Origin of the sequence: Arthrobacter sp. M2012083 (assembly GCF_000281065.1) — a bacterium.
Taxonomy (GTDB): Bacteria; Actinomycetota; Actinomycetes; order Actinomycetales; family Micrococcaceae; genus Arthrobacter.
The window spans coordinates 12,573-31,908 of the sequence record NZ_AKKK01000016.1; the positions used below are offsets into that span (position 1 = coordinate 12,573).

Below are 19,336 nucleotides of genomic sequence, written 5' to 3' on the forward strand. Positions count from 1 at the left end.
TGTGGTTAAGCCGGTCCGGGTGCTCAGTCGGCCAACCGGGCGGCCCATAGACTTGAGGCCATGAACGCCGAACTTATTGTGACCATCCTGTGCGGCCTGGCCATTGCGGTAGGCGTGGCGGGGACCATCATTCCCGTGCTTCCCGGCAGTATCCTCATCGGCGCGAGCCTGCTGGCCTGGGCGATCTGGGGAGGTGCCGGTCCGTTCGGCTGGGTGATCTTCGCCGTCGGCATGCTGTTCGTGGTGGCCGGCATGGCAGCAAGTGCCGTGCTCACCGGGCGGAAACTGAAGCAACACGGCATCCCCAACAGGTCTGTGCTGATCGGCGTGGTCCTGGGTGTTGTGGGAATGTTCGTCATTCCCGTGGTGGGGCTCTTTGTTGGGTTCGCCGTCGGGCTGCTCCTCAGTGAAGTCCAGCGGACCCGTGACTTCCGTACAGCTGTGCGTTCGAGCGGCGCTGCTTTGAAAGCGACCGGCATCGGGATCCTGGTGGAGTTCGGCCTCGCCTGTGCTGCGGCCAGTACGTGGATCATCGGTGTGTGGATCAACGCCGTGAACGGCTGAGCCACCTCAAAACCCTGCGGGCAGGTGGACTTGCGCCGGCCGGAACGTAGCTCCCGCTCCGGGGAACAGTGGAACATCGATTCGTGCGTGGGTGTGGACTTCCTGCACGGAATCCTTGGTGTGCTGCGCGATCTCGGCAAGCGTAGTGACCCACATTCCCTCCAAGTCCTTGACCCGTTCGACCAACTGCTCCAGGGCCACCGCACGGGATGGCCGTCCAGAGATGAACGGGTGGTTGGTCAGGACGAAACAGCCGCCTTGGGAGTGGTGCGCCTGGGCTTCGAGCGTCCACATTTCCAGGGCCTTCGCGGGACTCTCAATCACTCCGCTGCCCGTGACTCCGGGGTAGAACCCGTACTGCTCCCAGTCGTCCAACGCCCAATCCACAGGGATCTCCACCATGTCACGGGAATCGCCGTCGGCCACGGCCATCCGGTAGGGGGCATCGCCGTCGAGCAGGCTTGAATCGTAAAGGAAGCCCCGGTCCGCCAGCAGTGCGGGCGACTGCCAGTTCAGCTCCCACCACGGTGCCCGGTAACCCAATGGCCGGATTCCTGCCACCCTGGCCAGTGCTTCAAGGCCTCGGTCAAGATAGCTTGCCTCGGTGGCGGCGTCGATGCCCTGCATGGGCTCATGAAGGTATCCGTGGTGGGCGATCTCATGCCCATCATCAGCGATCCGGCGGACCACATCCGGGTAGCTCTCCGCCGTGAAACCCGGGATGAAGAACGTGCCCTTGATGTCCTGACGGTCCAGGATCTGAAGCAAGCGCGGCACGGCGATCTTGGGACCGTAGGCCTGGTGGCTCATGAGGGACATGCGCTTGGTGCTGGTGGGGTCGTGGGCGATGGTGCAGGACTCGGCGTCGACGTCAAAGGTAAAGGATGCTGCAGCTTGGTAGCCCTCGGGCCAAGTGATCGGGTGGAGCGAATCGGCGAAAGCGGGCTGGTTCATGCTGTGGTCCTTTCAACAGCCGGGGCAGGCGCGGGTTGCGTCAGGAGGACGTGATTGGAACCCGCGAGGACGTACTTTTTGTGCGCCCGCGGGCCGAGAACTGCGTAGCTCGCCGCGCTGGTGAGTCCACCGGCCAGCCAGGAAAGATCCCAGCCGCCCAAGGCCACGGCTACCGGGCCCTGCATGGCGGGAACAAGTCCGTACATGAACAGCCACGTGGAGAAGATGCCCACCAGGAGCGACACGATTCCGGCCCAGTTGATGACGGGCAGACGGTGCGTTCCCACGGGGTCAAAGAGGCGGTCCACCTTGGCTGGCCAGCGCTTGTCCAGCCAGAAGTAATGGACCAGCATCACGCCACCCCAGGCCGCCACCCAGGCAACCAGGCCAATCAGCCAAGCGTCGAGCACTGCCGCGAAGTCCTCTTGGAAGATGAAGAACACCACGGCGATGAGCGAGAAGACGCCCACGAACAGGTTCAGTTTCCGGCGGCTGATCTTGATGTCCAGGGCCTGCGTGGCCACTGAAAAGGTGTAGATGTTCAGGATGTTGGTGGCGATGGGGCCGTGCAAGACCATCAGAAGGACAGGGAGGGCAAGGACGCCGAAGTTTTGGACGATCAACTTGCCGGGGTCGATCTCGCCGCTGTTGGTCGCAAGGCTTGCACCGAGAACGCCGAGCCACACCACTGGAATGAACTGCCCGAGGACTGAAGCAAGATAGACCTTGCGCTTGGGAACTGAGGTGCTGACAAAGCGGGAGTAATCGGCAGCATAGGTGAACCAGGTGATGCCCCAGCCGATGCCGATTGCCGTCATCACGGCGCTCATGGCGGCGATGCGCTCAGAGCCTTCAAGGATGTTGCCGGCGGGTCCTGCGTAGCCCCAGTCGATCTTCATGCCGAACCAGGCCACGCATGACATGACGGCCAGGATGATGATGGTGGGCGGCACGGTCCACTTTTCGAAGGCCGCAATGGCCTTATAGCCGAACCAGGCGATGGCCACCTGGGCTGCCATGATGGCCGTGGCCACGCCGATCTTCCAGGCGTAGTTCTTGGCGTCGGGATCCACCCAGCCGAGCGTTCCGAACAGGGCCATCACGAGGTCCAGGATGATCCACGTGTTGACGGCGCACCAGCCGATCACCAGAAGAGCTTGGATGGCGGCAGGGAGGTAGTTGCCTCGACGCCCGAAGGCCGCGCGGGCCAACACCATGCCCGTGGCACCGGTCTTCTGACCGAGGAGGACAAAGCAGCCGAACAGCAGCATGCCGATCAGGTTGCCCAGCACCAGCACGATCACGGTGTCAGCGAAACCAAGGCCAAGATGGATGCCGAGGGCGCCGAGCACCCAGTTAATTGGGGCAAGGTTGGCGCCCGCCCAGATCCAGAACTGTCCGGAAACTTTGCGGGTGCGGTCGGACTCGGGGATGGGCTGAAGCCAGGCCTCGCTGTCATGCCCCGGCGCCGTTGCCGGATCTGACGGTGCTGGGGTTGAAGACGCTGGGCCTGAAGATGAGGGGAAGAGGTTGTCTTGCATGGGGAGAGCCTCCGTGTATGAAAGGGACCCTTTCAGCGTATGTGCCTCACATCACAGCAACAAGATACGATGTGTCTAAACAAATGAGCCAATACCTTACGGAGTGTCATGCCAATCCTGTTGGGTGCAGCCTTGGAGTACCAAAGCTTGAAGTCCGCCGACCCGCGGCTCCTCAACAGCGTTCCTGAGGCGCTGTCCAGGCCCGTCCGCTGGGTGCATTCCAGCGAGGTTCTGGACATTGCCCCTCTCCTCAGCGGCGGAGAACTGCTCCTCAGCGGAGGCCAGGCACTGGCTGCCGTGAGCGATGAACGGCGGGCCGAATACGTCCGCGAACTCGCTGCACGCGGGATCGCGGCGTTAGCGCTGGAAACTGGTCCCGCTCTTCCCGAAGTTCCCCAGGGCATGCTGGACATTGCCGAGGCTGCCGGGCTTCCGGTGATCGAGCTGCGTCAGGTGGTTCCCTTTGTTGGCGTGATGCAGGAAATCAACTCATTGCTGGTGAGCGAATCCGTGGAGCACCTCCAACGCGGCGACCAAGCCAGCCATGCGATGGCCGCCGAACTTGCCCACGGAGCCGGGCTCGACCAACTCCTTGCTGTCTTATCCGAAAGGACAGGTGCCAGCGCCAGGCTGGTATCGCCGTCGGGCCTCACCCTGGGCGCCGCCGGATCTTTCGACGACGGCGGCAACGTCACCACGGTGGATGTGCCAGTGCGCGGCGTCCTCGCCGCCAGACTTGAACTGCACATGCCGGACGACGGCGATAGCGGCCTCGCGCGGGTGGCGGGCGAACGCTCCGTAGACATCCTCGGGCTGGCGTTGCTGCAACGCATGCCGCCCGGGCTGAAGGAGTTGGCTGGCATCGAACTCATGCGTGCCATCAGTTCCGGGAGCCAGCAGTGGCAGCTGCAGCAGCTCGGACCGGCGTCGGGATTCCCAGTCAAGGGCGCGGTGGCGGCCGTAGTGATTCGTTCAACCGCAGCCGGGCATCTTCGCCCGGCAGTGGACGCGCTGCTTCATGAAGGTGTGCCGCACAGTGCGAGCTACGCCAATAATGCGGAACTGATCGCCATCGCGTCGTTGGTTGGAGGTGCGGCGAGGGATGGGGCGGCCACTCGCCGTGCACTTATGGATTCACTTGGTCAACTGGACGTTCCCGCCGGATCCTTGGTGGCTGTCGGACCTTTGGGCAGGGGAATCGGTGAGGCGCCGTGGTCCTTGGCTGAGGCGCGTCGCGCGCTGGATTTGCCCTCGGCCGGCGGCGGAGTAGTGGACGCTGACACGCTGGCCGTGGAGCTCCTTGCCCAAGAGTCGCTGGACCCGGCCACGCGTGAACGGTTCGTCCACCGGCAGCTGGGTGCCGTCGTCGAGCATGATCGCCTGAAGAAGTCCGAACTGATGAGGACCCTGGCCATCTGGCTTGATACCGGGTGTAACACTGCCCAGGCTGCGAGAGAACTGCACCTGGAACGGCAGTCGCTGCACCACCGGCTCCAACGGATTTTTGAACTCTGTGGTGGAGATCCGCGGGGAACCGGCAGGCTGGCTGCCCTGCATCTGGCAACGCGACTTGCTCGGTTGTAGGCCCTTAAACGCCAATTCGATGGTTCCCTGCACACACCGCCGTTCGCAACAGCGTCTGCGCAGGGAACCATCGAAATGGGTGCTTGCAGGGCCCTACTTCAACACGATCGTCCTGTTCCCATTCAGGATGATCCGCCCCTCGCAGTGCCAGCGAACGGCGTTGCTGAGGGCCTTGCATTCGGTGTCCCGGCCGGCGGCTACGAGATCGTCCGGCCCGAACGTGTGGTCCACTTCCACTACCTGCTGGGCGATGATGGGACCTTCATCCAACTCGCCGTTCACGTAGTGGGCTGTGGCGCCCACAGTTTTCACACCACGTGCGTAGGCCTGGTGGTAGGGCTTGGCGCCCTTGAAGCTCGGCAGGAACGAGTGGTGGATGTTGATGGCGCGGCCGTCCAGCTTGCGGGCCAGGTCGTCGCTGAGGACCTGCATGTAACGCGCCAGCACAATGAGTTCCACGTCCAGCTCGTCAATGATCTCCAGCAAGCGCCCCTCGGCTGCCGGCTTGGTGGCTGCAGTGACAGGGATGTGGAAGAACGGGATCCCATGCCACTCCGCCAAACCCTGATGGTCGGTGTGATTGGACACCACGCCCACTACATCGATGGGGAGCTCGCCAATCCGTGCGCGGAACAGGAGGTCATTCAAGCAGTGCCCGAACTTGGAGACCATGATCAGCACACGTCGCTTGTACCCCTGCTGCTCCAGTTGCCAGTTCATGCCGTACTTCTCGCCAACGGGAGAGAACGCAGAACGCAGCTCGTCAACAGTGGATTCATCGCCGGTCGACGCGAAGTGGACCCGCATGAAGAAGTGGCCCTCGGCGCGATCACCGAACTGCTTGTTGTCGATGATGTCGCAGCCGTGCTCCAGCAGGAAGCCGGACACAGCGTGCACGATTCCGGGACCTTCGGGACAGTCGAGCGTGAGCACGTGCTCCACCGTGGTCTCAACAGAGGAATTGGCGGAAGTTTCAGTTTGGATGGCAGTCATGGCTAGCACTCCACTACGTTGACGGCGAGGCCTCCACGGGAGGTCTCCTTGTACTTGGATTTCATGTCAGCGCCTGTCTCGCGCATGGTCTTGATGGCTTTGTCCAGGGACACTTTGTGGCTGCCATCGCCATGCAGGGCAAGGCGGGCGGCGTTGATGGCCTTGACGCTGGCGATCGCATTGCGTTCGATGCAGGGAATCTGCACCAGCCCGCCCACGGGATCGCAGGTGAGGCCGAGGTTGTGTTCGATGCCCACTTCGGCGGCATTTTCCACTTGCCCGGGCGTTCCACCCAGGACTTCGCAGAGGCCGGCCGCCGCCATGGAGCAGGCGGAGCCCACTTCACCTTGGCAGCCCACCTCGGCACCTGAGATGGACGCGTTGATTTTGAACAGGATTCCGACGGCGGCCGCCGCCAGCAGGAAGCGCACGACACCGTCGTCGTTGGCTCCCGGAACAAACTTTGTGTAATAGTGCAGGACTGCGGGGACAATTCCGGCGGCACCATTGGTGGGCGCGGTGACGATCCTGCCGCCCGCGGCGTTCTCCTCGTTCACAGCCAAGGCGAACAGGTTCACCCATTCCATGGCGAGGAGCGGATCGGCAGAGTGCGCACCGTTCAGGTCTGCGTCAGTTTCGGAGAGCTTCTTGAACAACGACGGCGCCCGTCGCCTGACCTTCAGGCCTCCCGGCAGGATTCCCTCGGCAGAGCAGCCGTTGTCAACGCATTCCTGCATAACAGCCCAGATGCCCAGCAACTTCTCACGCAGCTCCTCCTCGGAGCGCCACACGAGTTCGTTGGCCAGCATGATGTCCGAGATGGACTTGCCCTCGCGGAGGCAGATGGCAAGGAGTTCGTCTGCAGTGGTGAAGGGGTAGGGGAGAACTGTGTCGTCGGCTACCACTTTGTCTGCACCGGAGACGTCCCCGTCCACCACAAAGCCGCCACCGATGGAGTAGTAGCTGCGTTCCCGGAGCACGCCGCCCGTGTGGTCCAACGCGCGGAACGTCATGCCGTTGGGGTGTGCCGGCAGCGATTTGCGGCGGTGGAGGACTACGTCCTCGTCCCAGTTGAAGTCCACGCGGTGGTTGCCGCCCAAGCGAAGTTCCGCGTCGAGTGCAGCGGCCGCCACCTGGTCGTCGGCGGTGTGGGTGTTCACGGTTTCGGGGGAGTGGCCTTGCAGCCCCAGCACCACGGCCTTGTCTGAGCCGTGGCCCCGGCCGGTGGCGCCCAGGGAGCCGAAAAGCTCAGCCTGGACGCGCACCGTAGCCGGGAGCTGGCCGGACGATTCGAGACCGTCCGTGAACTGCTTTGCCGCACGCATGGGGCCAACCGTGTGTGAAGACGACGGCCCGATGCCAACAGAAAACAGGTCAAGCACACTAAGTGCCATTAGGGGACCTCTGGGGAGGCGTACTCCCGCATGGCGTCGAGGAGCCAGCGTCCCAGGAAGTCGGCAAACGAGGCCCGGGGAAAGATCCGGTAGGACTCGTCCGAGGTCTTCCAGAGCATCACCGGAATGTGCGCGAGCTCAGTGGAGACTGCGGTGCCGGCCTTGAAGACGCGAGGGTGCAAGTCCAGTGCGCAAGTCTTCTCCAGCACTGCGCGGGCGTGGCTGCCGGAGAGCTCGAACGTGGTGCGGTTGGCGGACAAGTCCACCACCTGGCCGGCGTCGTTTCCCAGCGCCGTGGTCAGATCGCTGACCAGGGATCCGCCCAGGGAATCGTGGGCTTCCTCGGGTGCCACCACCATGAACTCGGTGGGGCCGAGCCACAGGGTGTTGACGGAATCCTTGCCGGATACCGCACTGCCCGTCACTGCACCGCAGGTGGCAGGCAAGCCGCCGGTTACGGACGCAACCCGGGAGCCGGCGTCGGACGCGGGGTGAACCCGGACGCCCACCATGGTCTGGTACGGGATTTCGGTGAGCGTCACCGTGCCCGGCACGGAGCCGGAAGTGAAAGCCTCAGCGAGGTGTTCGGCCGGGCTGCGGCGGGCACCCCGGACGCGATCGACGTGTGCGGTTTCTGCTGGTGTTGCTGTTTCAGCCATCTTTGCGGGTCCCTTCAGCATCGAAAAGTACGGTTTCGCCAACAACCACGTCCACCAATTGGTCTCCCAGTGAGGCCACCAGGGTCTCGCCGATGCGGTTGCGGCCGTTTTGAATCAGTGCCAGGGCGAAGGAACGGCCCAGTGCGGCGCTGTGGTAGCTGGAGGTCACGAAGCCCTCCATGGGGACGGGTCCGTTGGCCGGGTTGACCGGGATGCCCTTTTCCACCAGCTGTGTTCCTTCGGGCAAACGGAGCGAGTGGTCCACGGGGAGGACGCTCACCAGGTGCTTGCGGTCCTCACGGCTTGCGTCCTGCCGGAGGTAGGAGCGCTTGCCGATGAAGTCCTTGGCCTTGGAGACGATCCAGTCCATGCCGGCGTCCTGCGGTGTGACCGTGCCATCAGTGTCCTGCCCGACAATCGGGTAGCCCTTTTCGGCGCGGAGAACGTGCATGGTTTCGGTGCCGTAAGGGGTGATGTTGAACTCGGCACCTGCGGCAGCGACCGCTTCCCAGGTGTTGAGCCCATACCAGGACGGGATGTTGATTTCGTAGGCCAGTTCGCCGGAGAAGGAGATGCGGCAAACGCGAGCCTGCACTCCTGAGGCCAGCGTGGTTTCGCGGAACGTCATGAATGGGAAGGCTTCAGCGTCCAGGCCGCCGTTTTCAGCGAGCTGCGGAGCAACCTTTGCGATCACTGCGCGGGACTTCGGGCCGACGACGGCGATGGTGCTCCACTGTTCCGTGACGGATGTGCAGACCACATCGAGTTCCGGCCACTCCGTCTGGTGCCACTCTTCCAACCAGTCCAGCACCTTGGCAGCGCCGCTGGTGGTGGTCGTCATGAAGTAGCGGTCATCGTCCAAGCGCAGGGTCACGCCGTCGTCGAAGATCATGCCGTCCAGGGTGCACATGACACCGTAGCGGGCGGATCCCGGGGCGAGCTTCTTGAACGCGTTGGTGTACACACGGTTCAGGAATTCGCCGGCGTCCTTACCGCGGATCTCGATCTTGCCCAGCGTGGTGGCGTCCATGAAGCCCACGGAATCGCGGACTGCTGCGCATTCGCGCAGAACTGCCGTGTCCATGTCCTCCCCGGCCTGCGGGTAGTACCAAGGGCGCTTCCACTGTCCAACGTCTTCGAACAGTGCGCCCTGGGCAACGTGCCACGGGTGGATGGAGGTGACGCGGGCGGGATCAAACAGTTCGCCGCGCTGGCGGCCGGCCAGGGCTGCGAAGGCCACGGGGGTGAACGGTGCACGGTAAGCCGTGGTCCCGATTTCCCCGACGCCCGGGATGTTCTCGGCTCCGCCGAACTTCAGCGCTGCGGCGATGACGCCGATCGCGTTGACGCCGGAGGTCTTGCCCTGGTCGTTGGCCGTGCTGATGGAGGTGTACCGCTTGACGTGTTCCACGGACCGCATGCCCGCTCCGGTGGAGCGGAGGACATCGGCCACGGACTGGTCGCGCTGGAAGTCGACGAAGTGGTGGTGCCATTCGCCGGGCTCACCGGTCTGGCCGGGGACCAGCCACAGCTGGCGGCTCGGTGCGCTGGCCACGGGAGCCTGCAGCTCCACCGGTGTGGTTGCGGATTCGAAGCCAGCGGCGATGGAAGCTGCTGCCCCTGCCGAAATACCCTCTGCCAGGCAGTCCTGAAGTTCGAAGCTGCCACGGCCCGCGCCCACAACCTGCTGGTCGCGAACCGGACCGGCAGGGATGAACGCTGCGAGCTCGTCATCCCAACGCAGCTTGCCTTGGCGCTGGCTGTGGAGGTGGACCACCGGGCTCCAACCACCGGAAACTGCAAGCAGATCGGCAGCCAGCTGTTCGACGCCCGAGGTGAGTTCGCCGTCGTCGTTGATGCTGCGGATGGTGACGCCATTCAGGCGGCCATTCTCGTCTGCCGACGTGTCAGCCACGGCGCTGCCGATGAGCACCCGGACACCGGACTCGACGGCGGCGGCGGCCTTGGCGCTGATCTGCGGACGGGCATCGACGACGGCGGCAACCGCCACGCCTGCCGCCTTCAGGTCAGCGGCAAGAGCGTAAGCGGAGTCGTTGGTGGTGCTGATGACCACTCGCGAACCGGCTGCCACGGCGTAACGGTTCAGGTAGGTGCGGGCGGCCGAGGCGAGCATGATGCCCGGACGGTCGTTGTTCTCGAACACCAAGGGACGCTCGTGGGCGCCGGGAGCCAGGACAACCTGCTTGGCACGGATGTGCCAAATACGTTGGCGGGAGACACCCGAAGCTGCCGGAACGCTCAAGTGGTCCGTGCGGTTCTGGGCTGCGATGAAGTAGTTGGAGTCATAGGAGCCGAACGCGGTGGTGCGGTTCAGCACCGTGCATTCGCCGGCGGAGACCAGCTCGGCTTCCACGTCAGCAACCCACTCCAGGGCTGGTTTGCCTTCGATCTGTTCGGCCAATTCAGGGGCAGTGGAACCGGAGAGAAGTGATCCGCCAAGTTCGGGCTGGTCGTCGATCAGGATGACGCGGGCGCCGGTGCGGACCGCTTCGCGGGCTGCTGCCAGGCCGGCAACGCCACCGCCAACTACCAAGACGTCTGTGTGGACGTACTTCTTGTCGTACTCGGCCTTGTCCTCATTGGGGTCAAGCTTGCCCAGGCCGGAGAGGAGCTCAATGTTCATGCCGTCCACCAATGAAACTGCGGTGGCGGGAAGCATGGACTCGGCGACATGTCCGCGGAAGCGGGGAGCGATCTTGACCAGGGCGTTGGACTCTTCGACGCCGGCTGCCATGATGCCGCGGGGGCGGTCCTCATAGAGTGAGTTGCCGGCGTTGATGTGGCCGTTGGCCAGCAACGCCGAAGCGATGGTGTCACCCGGGTGACCGGTGAATTCCTGACCGTCCACGGTGAAGCGCCAAGAGATGCTGCGATCGATGCGTCCGCCGGTGGCGAGGCGTGCGTTCTTGCTGGTCACTTCTAGACTCCTTCCGAGGAGGTGGGTGCTGTGGCGCCGGAGATCGGGACGCCGGTGGTGGGGGCGCCGGGTGCGAGGCCTGGCTCGGTTTGGCCGAATTCACCGGTCTGGGTGAACTCGCCCGGCTTGTCCGGTTCGCTGCGTTGGCCGGGGACTTTGATGTCCGGCCGGGGCTGGCCCATCCCGTAGATGGAGTGGATCTCGTAGCTCACGGTGTCTCGGAGCATGTTGAACCACTGGCGGCAGCCGGTGCTGTGAACCCAGCGTTCGGCGAAGGTGCCCTTGGTGTTCTCGCGGTAGAACAGGTATTCAGCCCATTCACGGTCCGTGAGGTCATTGGGGCTCTCCGGGTAGGCAACGTGTGCTTGGCCGCCGTAGTGGAATTCGGTTTCGTCGCGTGGCCCGCAGTTGGGGCATGAAATGAGGAGCATGTCTTTCCTGTCCTGTCCTGGCTAGTGGGCCACGGCTGCGGCGCCGTGTTCGTCGATCAAGGCGCCGGTCTCGAAGCGTTCCAAGGCGAAGGGCTTGTTCAGCTTGTGCGGAGCGCCGGTGGCGATGGTGTGCGCGAAGGTCAGGCCCGCTGCCGGGGTGCCCTTGAAGCCGCCAGTTCCCCAACCACAGTTGACGAACATGTTCTCCACCGGGGAGAGGCCAACGATCGGCGAGGCATCCAACGTGGTGTCCACAATGCCGCCCCAGGTTCGGAGGACGTGGGCCCTGGCGAAAATCGGGAAGAGCTCAACGGCTGCTGCCATCTGCTCCTCGATCACGTGGAAGGAGCCGCGCTGGCCGTAGCCGTTGTAGGAGTCCACGCCGGCGCCCATCACCAGTTCGCCCTTGTGGGCCTGGGAAACGTACACGTGGACGTGGTTGGACATGACCACAGTGGGGTGGACCGGCTCGTGCAGTTCGGACACCAGTGCCTGGAGCGGGTGCGACTGGATCGGCAGGCGGAAGCCGGCCATTTCCGCCAGGACTGAGCTGTGGCCTGCGGCGCAGAGGCCCACCTTTTCGGTGTTGATGGTGCCACGGGTGGTCTTGACCCCGGTGACCCGGTTGCCGTCCTTGATGAAGCCGGTGACTTCGCAGTTCTGGATGATGTCCACACCGAGTTCATCGCACTTGCGGGCGAAGGCCCATGCCACGTGGTCGTGCTTGGCGATGCCTGCACGCGGCTGGTACGTGGCACCCATGACGGGGTAGCGGATGTTGTCGCTGATGTTCAGGATGGGGCAGAGTTCCTTGACCTGCTCCGGATCCAGCCACTCAGCGTCCACGCCGTTGAGCCGGTTGGCGCCAACACGGCGAACGCTTTCACGGACATCGCCCAGGGTGTGGGCCAGGTTCATGACGCCGCGCTGGCTGAACAGGAAGTCGTACTCCAGCTCTTCGGGGAGGATTTCCCAGAGCTTGAGGGCGTGCTCGTAGATGGCCGCGCTCTCGTCCCAGAGGTAGTTGGAACGGATGATGGTGGTGTTGCGGGCCATGTTTCCACCGGCCAGCCAACCCTTTTCCAGGATGGCGATGTTGGTCATACCGTGGTTCTTCGCCAGGAAGTATGCGGTGGCCAGGCCGTGCCCGCCGCCGCCCACAATCACGGCGTCGTAGCTTTTCTTCGGTTCCGGGTTGCGCCAGAGGAAGTCCGGGTGCTCGGGGAGGTGATCTGCACTCACTGGGCTGCTCCAATCAGTTCTGCTTCGGTTGCGGTTCCGGCTCCATTGCCGTTGTTGGACAGGTGGGGGTACAGCGGGAACTTCTCTGCCAGCGTGGTTACGCGGCGGCGGAGCTCGACGGCGGTGGTCTCGTCCAGGGTCACGTCACCTTCGGTGGCACCTGCTTCAGCGCCTGCTTTGGTGCCGCTGTTGGTTCCGCTGTTCGCAGCGGCGATCAACGCCGTCGCAATGATGTCCGAGACTTCGGTGAAGTCCTCAGCCTTGAAGCCGCGGGCGGCGAGGGCCGGGGTGCCGATGCGCAGGCCGGACGAAACCATTGGCGGGCGGGGGTCGAACGGGACGGCGTTGCGGTTGACCGTGATGCCGATCCGGTGCAGGGTGTCCTCGGCCTGCTGGCCGTTGAGGACCGAGTGGCGGAGGTCGGCCAGGACCAAGTGGACGTCGGTTCCGCCGCTGACAACCGAGATGCCGGCTGCTGCTACGTCGTCCTGGAGGAGACGCTCGGCCAGGATCTTGGAGCCTTCAAGGACGCGGACCTGGCGTTCCTGGAACTCGGGCTCGGCTGCCATCTTGAAAGCCACGGCCTTGGCGGCAATGACGTGTTCCAGCGGACCACCCTGCTGGCCGGGGAAGACTGCGGAGTTGACCTTCTTGGCGATCTCGGGGTCGTTGGTGAGGATCACGCCGCCGCGGGGGCCGCCGAGGGTTTTGTGGGTTGTGCTGGTGACAATGTGCGCGTGCGGGACCGGGCTGGGGTGGAGCCCTGCAGCTACGAGGCCGGCGAAGTGGGCCATGTCCACCATGAGGTAGGCGCCCACAAGGTCTGCAATGCGGCGGAATTCTGCGAAGTCCAGCTGGCGGGAGTACGCGGACCAGCCGGCCACGATCAGCTGCGGCTTGCTCTCCAGTGCCAGGCGCTCAACTTCGGCCATGTCCACGGTGTGGGTGTCCTCGCGGACGCCGTAGGGAACAACCTTGTACAGCTTGCCGGAGAAGTTGATGCGCATGCCGTGGGTCAGGTGCCCGCCGTGGGCGAGGTTCAGGCCCATGATGGTGTCGCCCGGGGTGATCAGTGCGTGCATGGCCGAGGCGTTGGCCTGGGCGCCGGAGTGCGGCTGGACGTTGGCGAACTCTGCGCCGAACAGGGCCTTCAAACGGTCAATGGCGAGCTGTTCGATCACATCAACGTGCTCGCAGCCGCCGTAGTAGCGCTTGCCCGGGTAGCCCTCGGCGTACTTGTTGGTCAGAACCGATCCTTGAGCCTCCATGACGGCCGTGGGAGCGAAGTTTTCAGAGGCGATCATTTCCAGCGTGGACTGCTGGCGGATGAGTTCCTGGGCGATCGCCTGATCGACCTCCGGGTCCGCCTGTGCGAGCGGGCGGATCAGCGGTTCAACCATGGTGTTCTCCTTCAAAAGCTTGTCTAGTGGCCGACTGTTAGGCAACTGATATATTAGAACTATTGCCATAGTATGTTGGAGATCACATAGTCGTCAACAGGTCTGGGAAACTCATCCGTGGGACCGTGGTTGAGACAACGGGGAGAGAACAATGAGCGCCGCACTGGAAGCACTGGAATCAGCCCCGCAGGGTACGTCCCTCGCGGAGAACGCCTATTTACTGCTGCGCGACAGGCTCATCATGCTGGACATCAAGCCCGGTGATCCCATCAACGACGGGCAGATCGCCCTGGAACTCGGCATTGGACGCACGCCCGTCCGCGAAGCCATCAAGCGGCTCGAAAGCGATCACCTCGTGGTGTCCTACCCCCGCCGCGGCACCTTTGCCACCGGCGTGGACATCACCCAACTCGCTGAAGTCTCCGAAATCCGCGAGCTCCTGGAACCATTGGCCTCCCGCAAAGCCGCCCGCATGGCCAGCCCCGCAATGCGTTCCGAACTCCGCTCCGTCGCAGCTGCCATCCGTGATCTTGAGGGACAGGACAATTCCTCCCAGGAACTCATGCGCTACGACATCCAGGTCCACAGGCTCATCTACAAAGCCTCCGCCAACGCTCACCTCGAGGACGTGCTCATCCGGTACGACAACCTCGCAACGCGCATCTGGTGCCACATGCTGGAGAAGATGCCCTCAGTATCCGGGCACATCTCCGAACACGCGGACCTCCTCACCGCCATTGCCGACGGCGACGAAGACCTCGCCGCCCAGCTCGCCCTGCACCACGTGGTGAGCTTCGAAGAGACCATCCGCAAGGTCCTCTAGCCCCCTCCCGACGCTCTCTCACCTCCCGGGTGCTTGGGCGTGATCCTCTCTCATGTCCCGGGTGCTTGGGCGTGATCCTCTCTCATGTCCCGTTGGTCGTGGGGTCCATCCTCAGCGCGCTCGGTCGTTCCTCCCTTAGACGCGCGCCGCCGGATAACCCCACCCCTCCCGATCCTCTCTCACATCCCGGGTGCTTGGGCCGGTCCCTCTCTCACATGCCTCGTGCTTGAGCCCGACCCACCTCCCTTTTGCGCCCATAGGGTGCTGCCCCATTCGCCCGTGTGCGCACTTGGGCTATGGCATTGAGGCTGCCGGTGCCTGGTGGCGGCCAGCTTTCTTCAAGCCAGTGAGAGAGGGATTGGTTGAAGGGCTCGGGATGTGAGAGAGCGTCGGATGAGGCGAGGTTGGCTTGGTGCAACGCTGATGTGATAGTTGCAACAAGGTTCATTTGGGGCCGACGGTGCGGTTCGGCACGAGTGACTTCTAGAATCTACAAAAACATCCCTTGACCGTGGCGTCGCTCACACATAGTCTGGTGCAACAGCGTTGCGTTGAATGCAACCCCAAAGATTTTGGTGGACACATGAGCAATGAATCCTCTGTGGCAGCCGAGCAAGGCACTTTCCCCGCCTCCGGCCCCAACCACACCCCTGGCCCCCATCACACAACCAACCACACGGTGAGCAAGGACACTCGACGACGAGTTGTCACTGCCAGCTTCATCGGCAACTTTGTTGAGTGGTTCGATTACGCCGTCTATGGCTACCTGGCCGGCACCATCTCAACCGTTTTCTTCCCGGAATCCGATCGTCAAACAGCACTGCTCGCGACGTTCGGTGTCTTCGCCATCAGCTTCTTCGTGAGGCCGCTTGGCGGTTTCATCTGGGGCCACATCGGCGACCGCCTCGGCAGGAAGCAAGCCCTCAGCCTCTCGATCGTCCTGATGTCAGTGGCCACTTTCTGCATCGCGCTGATCCCCGGCTACGCCACCATCGGCGTCTTGGCTCCGATCCTGTTACTGCTCGTTCGGGTGGTGCAGGGCTTCTCCGCCGCAGGTGAGTACGCCGGTGCGTCCGCTTTCCTGGTGGAGTATGCGCCTGCGAATCGTCGCGGACTGTATGCCGCCGTCGTGCCTGCAAGTACCGCAGCGGGACTGCTGCTTGGTTCCTTGCTGGCCGCGCTCCTCAGCGCGATGCTCACCGCCGAACAGCTGGGCGACTGGGGTTGGCGGTTGCCGTTCCTGCTCGCAGCGCCCATGGGCCTGATCGGCAGGTATATCCGGACCAAGCTGGAGGACACTCCGGCGTTCCGGGAACTGGCCGAGAAGGACAACAGTGTCAAAGCCCCGGCCCTGGCAATGTTCAGGACGTATCGGAAGCAGCTCATCATCGCCACAGGCGCGGTGCTGCTCAACGCCGTCGGCTTCTACGTGATCCTCAGTTACATGCCCACGTACTTGTCGGAGGAGTTGGGCTTCGGTGCCACGGAATCGTTCCTGGCCACCACCATTGCCCTGGCAAGCTACATCGGATTCATCTTCCTGACGGGCATTGCCTCGGACAAGTTTGGCCGCAAACGCATGCTCATCACGGCGTCGGTCCTCTTCATACTGCTGACAGTGCCGGCGTTCATGCTCCTGGACACCCGCAACTTCCTGGTGATCGTCCTGGTTCAGGTCCTTCTGGGCGGAATGCTCACCCTCAACGATGGCACGCTGCCCAGTTTCCTCGCCGAACTCTTCCCAACGAAGGTCCGGTACACAGGCTTCGCCGTCAGCTTCAACCTCTCGAACGCCTTGTTCGGCGGCACCGCGCCGTTCATGGCCACCCTCCTGATCGGTATGACCGCCAGCAAGCTGGCACCCGGCTGGTACCTCGTGGCCGCCGCCGTAGTTTCCCTCATCGCAGTCCTGTTCGCCGCCGAGACTTCCAAGAAGCCTCTGCTGCAGGACTAGTACAACCCACCCATTGAAAGGAACCACCATGACCATCACCCAGAACGAGTCCGTCAATGATGTCGCCAAGCTCGAGCGCACCAAGGTCCTCAACAATGGCGACAAAGTTTCGCTGACCTTCTCCGATGCGGAGTTCGAGCGCCGCCTCGCCGGCCTCCGCCGGATCATGGCCGAGAAGGACCTCGACGCCGTGATCCTCACCAGCTACCACTCCATCAAGTACTACTCCGATTTCCTCTTCACCTACTTCGGCCGCTCCTACGGCATGGTGGTCACCAAGGATGACACGGTGACCATTACGGCAAACATCGACGCCGGTATGCCTTGGCGCCGCAGCTACGGCGACAACCTGGTGTACACGGACTGGCGCCGGGACAACTACATCCACGCCATCCAGGAAGTCCTGCGGACCCGCGGCATCAACCCGCGCCGCATCGGCGTCGAAGATGACTCGCTGCCCCTGGACAACCGCAACAAGATCCAGGCGGCCTTCTCCGGAGCAACGCTGGTTGACGTCGCGCAGGCGGCGATGCGTCAGCGCATGATCAAGTCGGATGAGGAGATCGCGGTTATCAAGCACGGCGCCCGCATCGGCGACTTGGGCGGTGAGGCCATCCGCAACGCCATCACGGCAGGCATCACCGAGTACGAGGTTGCGTTGATCGGTACCGAAGCCATGGTTCACGAGATCGCCCGCACGTTCCCGGACTCGGAAATCCGCGACACGTGGGTGTGGTTCCAGTCGGGCATCAACACCGACGGCGCCCACAACTGGGCCACCACCCGGAAGATCCAGGAACACGACATCCTGTCCCTGAACTGTTTTCCCATGACCAGCGGCTACTACACGGCACTGGAGCGGACCCTGTTCTACGGCGAACCGGATGCCCGCTCCTTGGAACTGTGGAACATCAACGTGGAGGTCCACAAGCGCGGCCTTGAGCTCATCAAACCTGGCGCCGTCTGCAGGGACATAGCCGCGGAGCTCAACGAGATCTATGTCAGTCACGGCCTCCTGGCCAACCGCACGTTCGGATACGGTCATTCCTTCGGTGTGCTGAGCCACTACTACGGACGCGAAGCCGGCCTGGAACTTCGCGAGGACATCGACACCGTGCTGGAGCCGGGCATGGTGGTTTCCATGGAACCGATGATCACCGTGCTGGAAGGGCAGCCGGGGGCCGGCGGTTACCGCGAGCACGACATCCTGGTGGTGGGCGAGGACGGTGCGGAGAACATCACCAAGTTCCCGTTCGGTCCCGAGTACAACATCATCGGAGCCTAGTGGTCCGGCCGGTGGACACAGCGTGGTGTCCACCGGCCGCACGTCCCTTCCCCAACAAATCCCGTGTCCCGGCGAAATATAGTGAACCCATGACTCCCACTGATTCCAGCGAAGCTCCTGATACCGGCAACGGCAACGGCGACAGCAAAAACACCTCGGTCATCGTCAACGCCATTGCCGTGTTGAGGAGCTTCACAGCCGATGAACCGCTTCTGGGAGTCACTGAAATCGCGGGGCGGATCGGCCTGCACAAGAGCACGGTCAGCCGCATCCTGGCGACGCTGGAACAGGAAAACCTTGTAGAACGCGACGTCGATTCGCGCAGGTTCCGCTTGGGCTTGGGGATGATCGCCATGGCGGGCCCCCTCCTGGCGGAACTCGAAGAGCGCCGCGTGGCCTACCCGGTACTTCGCGAACTTACTGAGCGGACGGGGGAGACCAGCGCGCTCATGGTGTGGAACGGCAGCGAGTCCATGTGTGTGGAACAGATCCCCAGCCGTCACCAGGTCAAGCACCTCGCTCCCCTGGGTGCCAGGTACAACGAAGCCCTGAGCTCCTCGGTGCAGGTGTTCCTTGGCTCGGAGAACGAGGACCGTGTGCGTCAGTTGTTGCGCAGCGGTTCCATCACCCTTCCGGGTCTGGACGAGGACGCCATTGAGGCCTATCTGGCCCGGGTGGGGGAGTCCATGAAGCGCGGCTGGGCAGTGAACTTTGGGGAGACATCCATTGAGGAAGTGGGGGTGGCCTCGCCCGTTTACGATCATCGCGGCGACATCGTTGCGTCCGTCCTCATTCCGGCGCCGAAATTCCGTGTTTCGCAGGACACCCTGAGCAGCCTCGGTGAAGCCTGCGCCGCTGCTGCCGCCAAGGTCACCACGCGCCTGGGTGGCCGCGCCCCGCAGTAGCCCGGCAGCCCGTCGTCGAGCCCCCCGAAACCTCCGTCGAGATGGCAGTAGATAACGGACATGGTCATCAAATGGCATCCCGGCGGGGAAGAAGGCGGGAAACGGAACGGCGGCCGTCCCCTCAAAGGGAGCGGTCGCCGTCGTTGTTCACAAGCCGCGCGGAAGGTCTACATCTTCCGTCGTGCTGTGGTTGTTTCGTCCATGGCATCCCTGCCGAGCCAGGCGCCCAGCCCGATCATGGCAACGCCGAGGATCAGGTGCAGCCAGTTGTCAGCCGTATTGAACGGGACGAAGTTGGCAGCCGTTTCCTGGTTGATGACCAGGCCGTAGATCCAAAGAACGATGTACACGGCGCCGCCGCCCAGGAGGAACAGGCGAGCCATGCGTGCGTTCCTTGCCATGGCCAAGCCGGCCACGCCAAACAGCAGGTGAACGATGTTGTGGAGTATGGACACTTGGAAGACTCCAAGCAGCATGGCGCCGGATTCATGTCCCGCAAAGGTCATGGCGCCGAAATTGGTAGTGATTCCTGGAATGAAGCCCAGGATGCCTACCAGCAGAAATACAATGCCAACGCCCATGGCGGTGTTGCGAAGCGTCAACCCCATCATGTGGTGGTGTTCGGCGGGGTGCGAAGCGGTGGTCATCAAGTCCTCCCTTTCACGCTGT

General features: G+C 63.3%; 16 protein-coding genes. 6 read left to right on the top strand and 10 right to left on the bottom strand.

What is annotated here, in order from left to right; genetic code table 11:
• Positions 1-60: 60 nt before the first annotated feature.
• On the top strand, positions 61-564 hold the full coding sequence (locus A477_RS0109295; protein ID WP_017198734.1) for a DUF456 domain-containing protein: 504 nt from the start codon (positions 61-63) through the stop codon (positions 562-564).
• A gap of 6 nt (positions 565-570) precedes the next feature.
• On the opposite strand, the gene A477_RS0109300 is transcribed toward A477_RS0109295, so the two are convergent.
• Together A477_RS0109300 and A477_RS0109305 are read right to left on the bottom strand one after the other, a co-directional pair.
• Positions 571-1,518, bottom strand: coding sequence for a polysaccharide deacetylase family protein (locus tag A477_RS0109300; RefSeq protein ID WP_017198735.1), 948 nt, complete (start codon positions 1,516-1,518; stop codon positions 571-573).
• Positions 1,515-3,059 (bottom strand): purine-cytosine permease family protein, encoded by a 1,545-nt coding sequence (locus A477_RS0109305; protein WP_017198736.1) that lies wholly within the window; start codon positions 3,057-3,059, stop codon positions 1,515-1,517. Before A477_RS0109305 ends, A477_RS0109300 begins: the two co-directional genes overlap by 4 nt.
• A gap of 108 nt (positions 3,060-3,167) precedes the next feature.
• On the opposite strand from A477_RS0109305, the gene A477_RS0109310 reads away from it, so the two are divergent.
• The gene (locus A477_RS0109310; protein WP_017198737.1) at positions 3,168-4,643 is read left to right on the top strand and encodes a PucR family transcriptional regulator; all 1,476 of its coding nucleotides are present in this window, start codon (positions 3,168-3,170) and stop codon (positions 4,641-4,643) included.
• 93 nt (positions 4,644-4,736) lie between these two features.
• On the opposite strand, the gene purU is transcribed toward A477_RS0109310, so the two are convergent.
• Genes purU through glyA form a run of 7 tightly spaced genes read right to left on the bottom strand, consistent with a single transcriptional unit; the run spans position 4,737 to position 13,700 of the window.
• Complete coding sequence (gene purU, locus A477_RS0109315; RefSeq protein WP_017198738.1) at positions 4,737-5,636, bottom strand: formyltetrahydrofolate deformylase; 900 nt, start codon at positions 5,634-5,636, stop codon at positions 4,737-4,739.
• Positions 5,637-5,638: 2 nt separating this feature from the next.
• Complete coding sequence (locus A477_RS0109320; protein ID WP_017198739.1) at positions 5,639-7,030, bottom strand: L-serine ammonia-lyase; 1,392 nt, start codon at positions 7,028-7,030, stop codon at positions 5,639-5,641.
• Positions 7,030-7,689 (bottom strand): sarcosine oxidase subunit gamma, encoded by a 660-nt coding sequence (locus tag A477_RS0109325; protein WP_017198740.1) that lies wholly within the window; start codon positions 7,687-7,689, stop codon positions 7,030-7,032. Before A477_RS0109325 ends, A477_RS0109320 begins: the two co-directional genes overlap by 1 nt.
• A complete protein-coding gene (locus A477_RS0109330) occupies positions 7,682-10,627 on the bottom strand; it encodes a sarcosine oxidase subunit alpha family protein (RefSeq protein WP_017198741.1) in 2,946 nt (981 codons plus the stop codon). The genes A477_RS0109325 and A477_RS0109330 overlap by 8 nt, the downstream gene beginning before the upstream one ends.
• A 2-nt stretch (positions 10,628-10,629) precedes the next feature.
• Positions 10,630-11,058, bottom strand: a complete 429-nt coding sequence (locus A477_RS0109335) for a sarcosine oxidase subunit delta (RefSeq protein ID WP_017198742.1) — start codon at positions 11,056-11,058, stop codon at positions 10,630-10,632.
• Positions 11,059-11,079: 21 nt separating this feature from the next.
• Complete coding sequence (locus A477_RS0109340) at positions 11,080-12,300, bottom strand: sarcosine oxidase subunit beta family protein (protein ID WP_017198743.1); 1,221 nt, start codon at positions 12,298-12,300, stop codon at positions 11,080-11,082.
• Complete coding sequence (gene glyA / locus A477_RS0109345) at positions 12,297-13,700, bottom strand: serine hydroxymethyltransferase (RefSeq protein WP_017198744.1); 1,404 nt, start codon at positions 13,698-13,700, stop codon at positions 12,297-12,299. Before glyA ends, A477_RS0109340 begins: the two co-directional genes overlap by 4 nt.
• A 151-nt stretch (positions 13,701-13,851) precedes the next feature.
• Between glyA and A477_RS0109350 the strand changes: the two genes are divergently transcribed.
• The 4 genes from A477_RS0109350 (at position 13,852) to A477_RS0109365 (ending at position 18,667) form a co-directional block, all read left to right on the top strand.
• Positions 13,852-14,523, top strand: coding sequence for a GntR family transcriptional regulator (locus A477_RS0109350; protein ID WP_017198745.1), 672 nt, complete (start codon positions 13,852-13,854; stop codon positions 14,521-14,523).
• Positions 14,524-15,106: 583 nt separating this feature from the next.
• Positions 15,107-16,477: an MFS transporter gene (locus A477_RS0109355; RefSeq protein WP_017198746.1), complete on the top strand. Its 1,371-nt coding sequence runs from the start codon at positions 15,107-15,109 to the stop codon at positions 16,475-16,477.
• A gap of 28 nt (positions 16,478-16,505) precedes the next feature.
• On the top strand, positions 16,506-17,762 hold the full coding sequence (locus A477_RS0109360; protein WP_017198747.1) for an aminopeptidase P family protein: 1,257 nt from the start codon (positions 16,506-16,508) through the stop codon (positions 17,760-17,762).
• An 89-nt stretch (positions 17,763-17,851) separates the two neighbouring features.
• Entirely contained in the window at positions 17,852-18,667 is an 816-nt protein-coding gene (locus A477_RS0109365; protein WP_017198748.1) for an IclR family transcriptional regulator, read from the top strand.
• Between the two features lie 167 nt (positions 18,668-18,834).
• Here the strand turns inward: A477_RS0109365 and A477_RS0109370 are convergent, their stop codons facing one another.
• Complete coding sequence (locus A477_RS0109370; RefSeq protein WP_017198749.1) at positions 18,835-19,314, bottom strand: DUF4383 domain-containing protein; 480 nt, start codon at positions 19,312-19,314, stop codon at positions 18,835-18,837.
• Between the last annotated feature and the right edge of the window lie 22 nt (positions 19,315-19,336).

Excerpts from the sequence above, each read along its gene's own strand:
- A477_RS0109295 (WP_017198734.1), top strand. The coding sequence starts at position 61 with ATGAACGCCGAACTTATTGTGACCATCCTGTGCGGCCTGGCCATTGCG.
- A477_RS0109300 (WP_017198735.1), bottom strand. The coding sequence starts at position 1,518 with ATGAACCAGCCCGCTTTCGCCGATTCGCTCCACCCGATCACTTGGCCC.
- A477_RS0109305 (WP_017198736.1), bottom strand. The coding sequence starts at position 3,059 with ATGCAAGACAACCTCTTCCCCTCATCTTCAGGCCCAGCGTCTTCAACC.
- A477_RS0109310 (WP_017198737.1), top strand. The coding sequence starts at position 3,168 with ATGCCAATCCTGTTGGGTGCAGCCTTGGAGTACCAAAGCTTGAAGTCC.
- purU (WP_017198738.1), bottom strand. The coding sequence starts at position 5,636 with ATGACTGCCATCCAAACTGAAACTTCCGCCAATTCCTCTGTTGAGACC.
- A477_RS0109320 (WP_017198739.1), bottom strand. The coding sequence starts at position 7,030 with ATGGCACTTAGTGTGCTTGACCTGTTTTCTGTTGGCATCGGGCCGTCG.
- A477_RS0109325 (WP_017198740.1), bottom strand. The coding sequence starts at position 7,689 with ATGGCTGAAACAGCAACACCAGCAGAAACCGCACACGTCGATCGCGTC.
- A477_RS0109335 (WP_017198742.1), bottom strand. The coding sequence starts at position 11,058 with ATGCTCCTCATTTCATGCCCCAACTGCGGGCCACGCGACGAAACCGAA.
- glyA (WP_017198744.1), bottom strand. The coding sequence starts at position 13,700 with ATGGTTGAACCGCTGATCCGCCCGCTCGCACAGGCGGACCCGGAGGTC.
- A477_RS0109350 (WP_017198745.1), top strand. The coding sequence starts at position 13,852 with ATGAGCGCCGCACTGGAAGCACTGGAATCAGCCCCGCAGGGTACGTCC.
- A477_RS0109355 (WP_017198746.1), top strand. The coding sequence starts at position 15,107 with ATGAGCAATGAATCCTCTGTGGCAGCCGAGCAAGGCACTTTCCCCGCC.
- A477_RS0109360 (WP_017198747.1), top strand. The coding sequence starts at position 16,506 with ATGACCATCACCCAGAACGAGTCCGTCAATGATGTCGCCAAGCTCGAG.
- A477_RS0109365 (WP_017198748.1), top strand. The coding sequence starts at position 17,852 with ATGACTCCCACTGATTCCAGCGAAGCTCCTGATACCGGCAACGGCAAC.
- A477_RS0109370 (WP_017198749.1), bottom strand. The coding sequence starts at position 19,314 with ATGACCACCGCTTCGCACCCCGCCGAACACCACCACATGATGGGGTTG.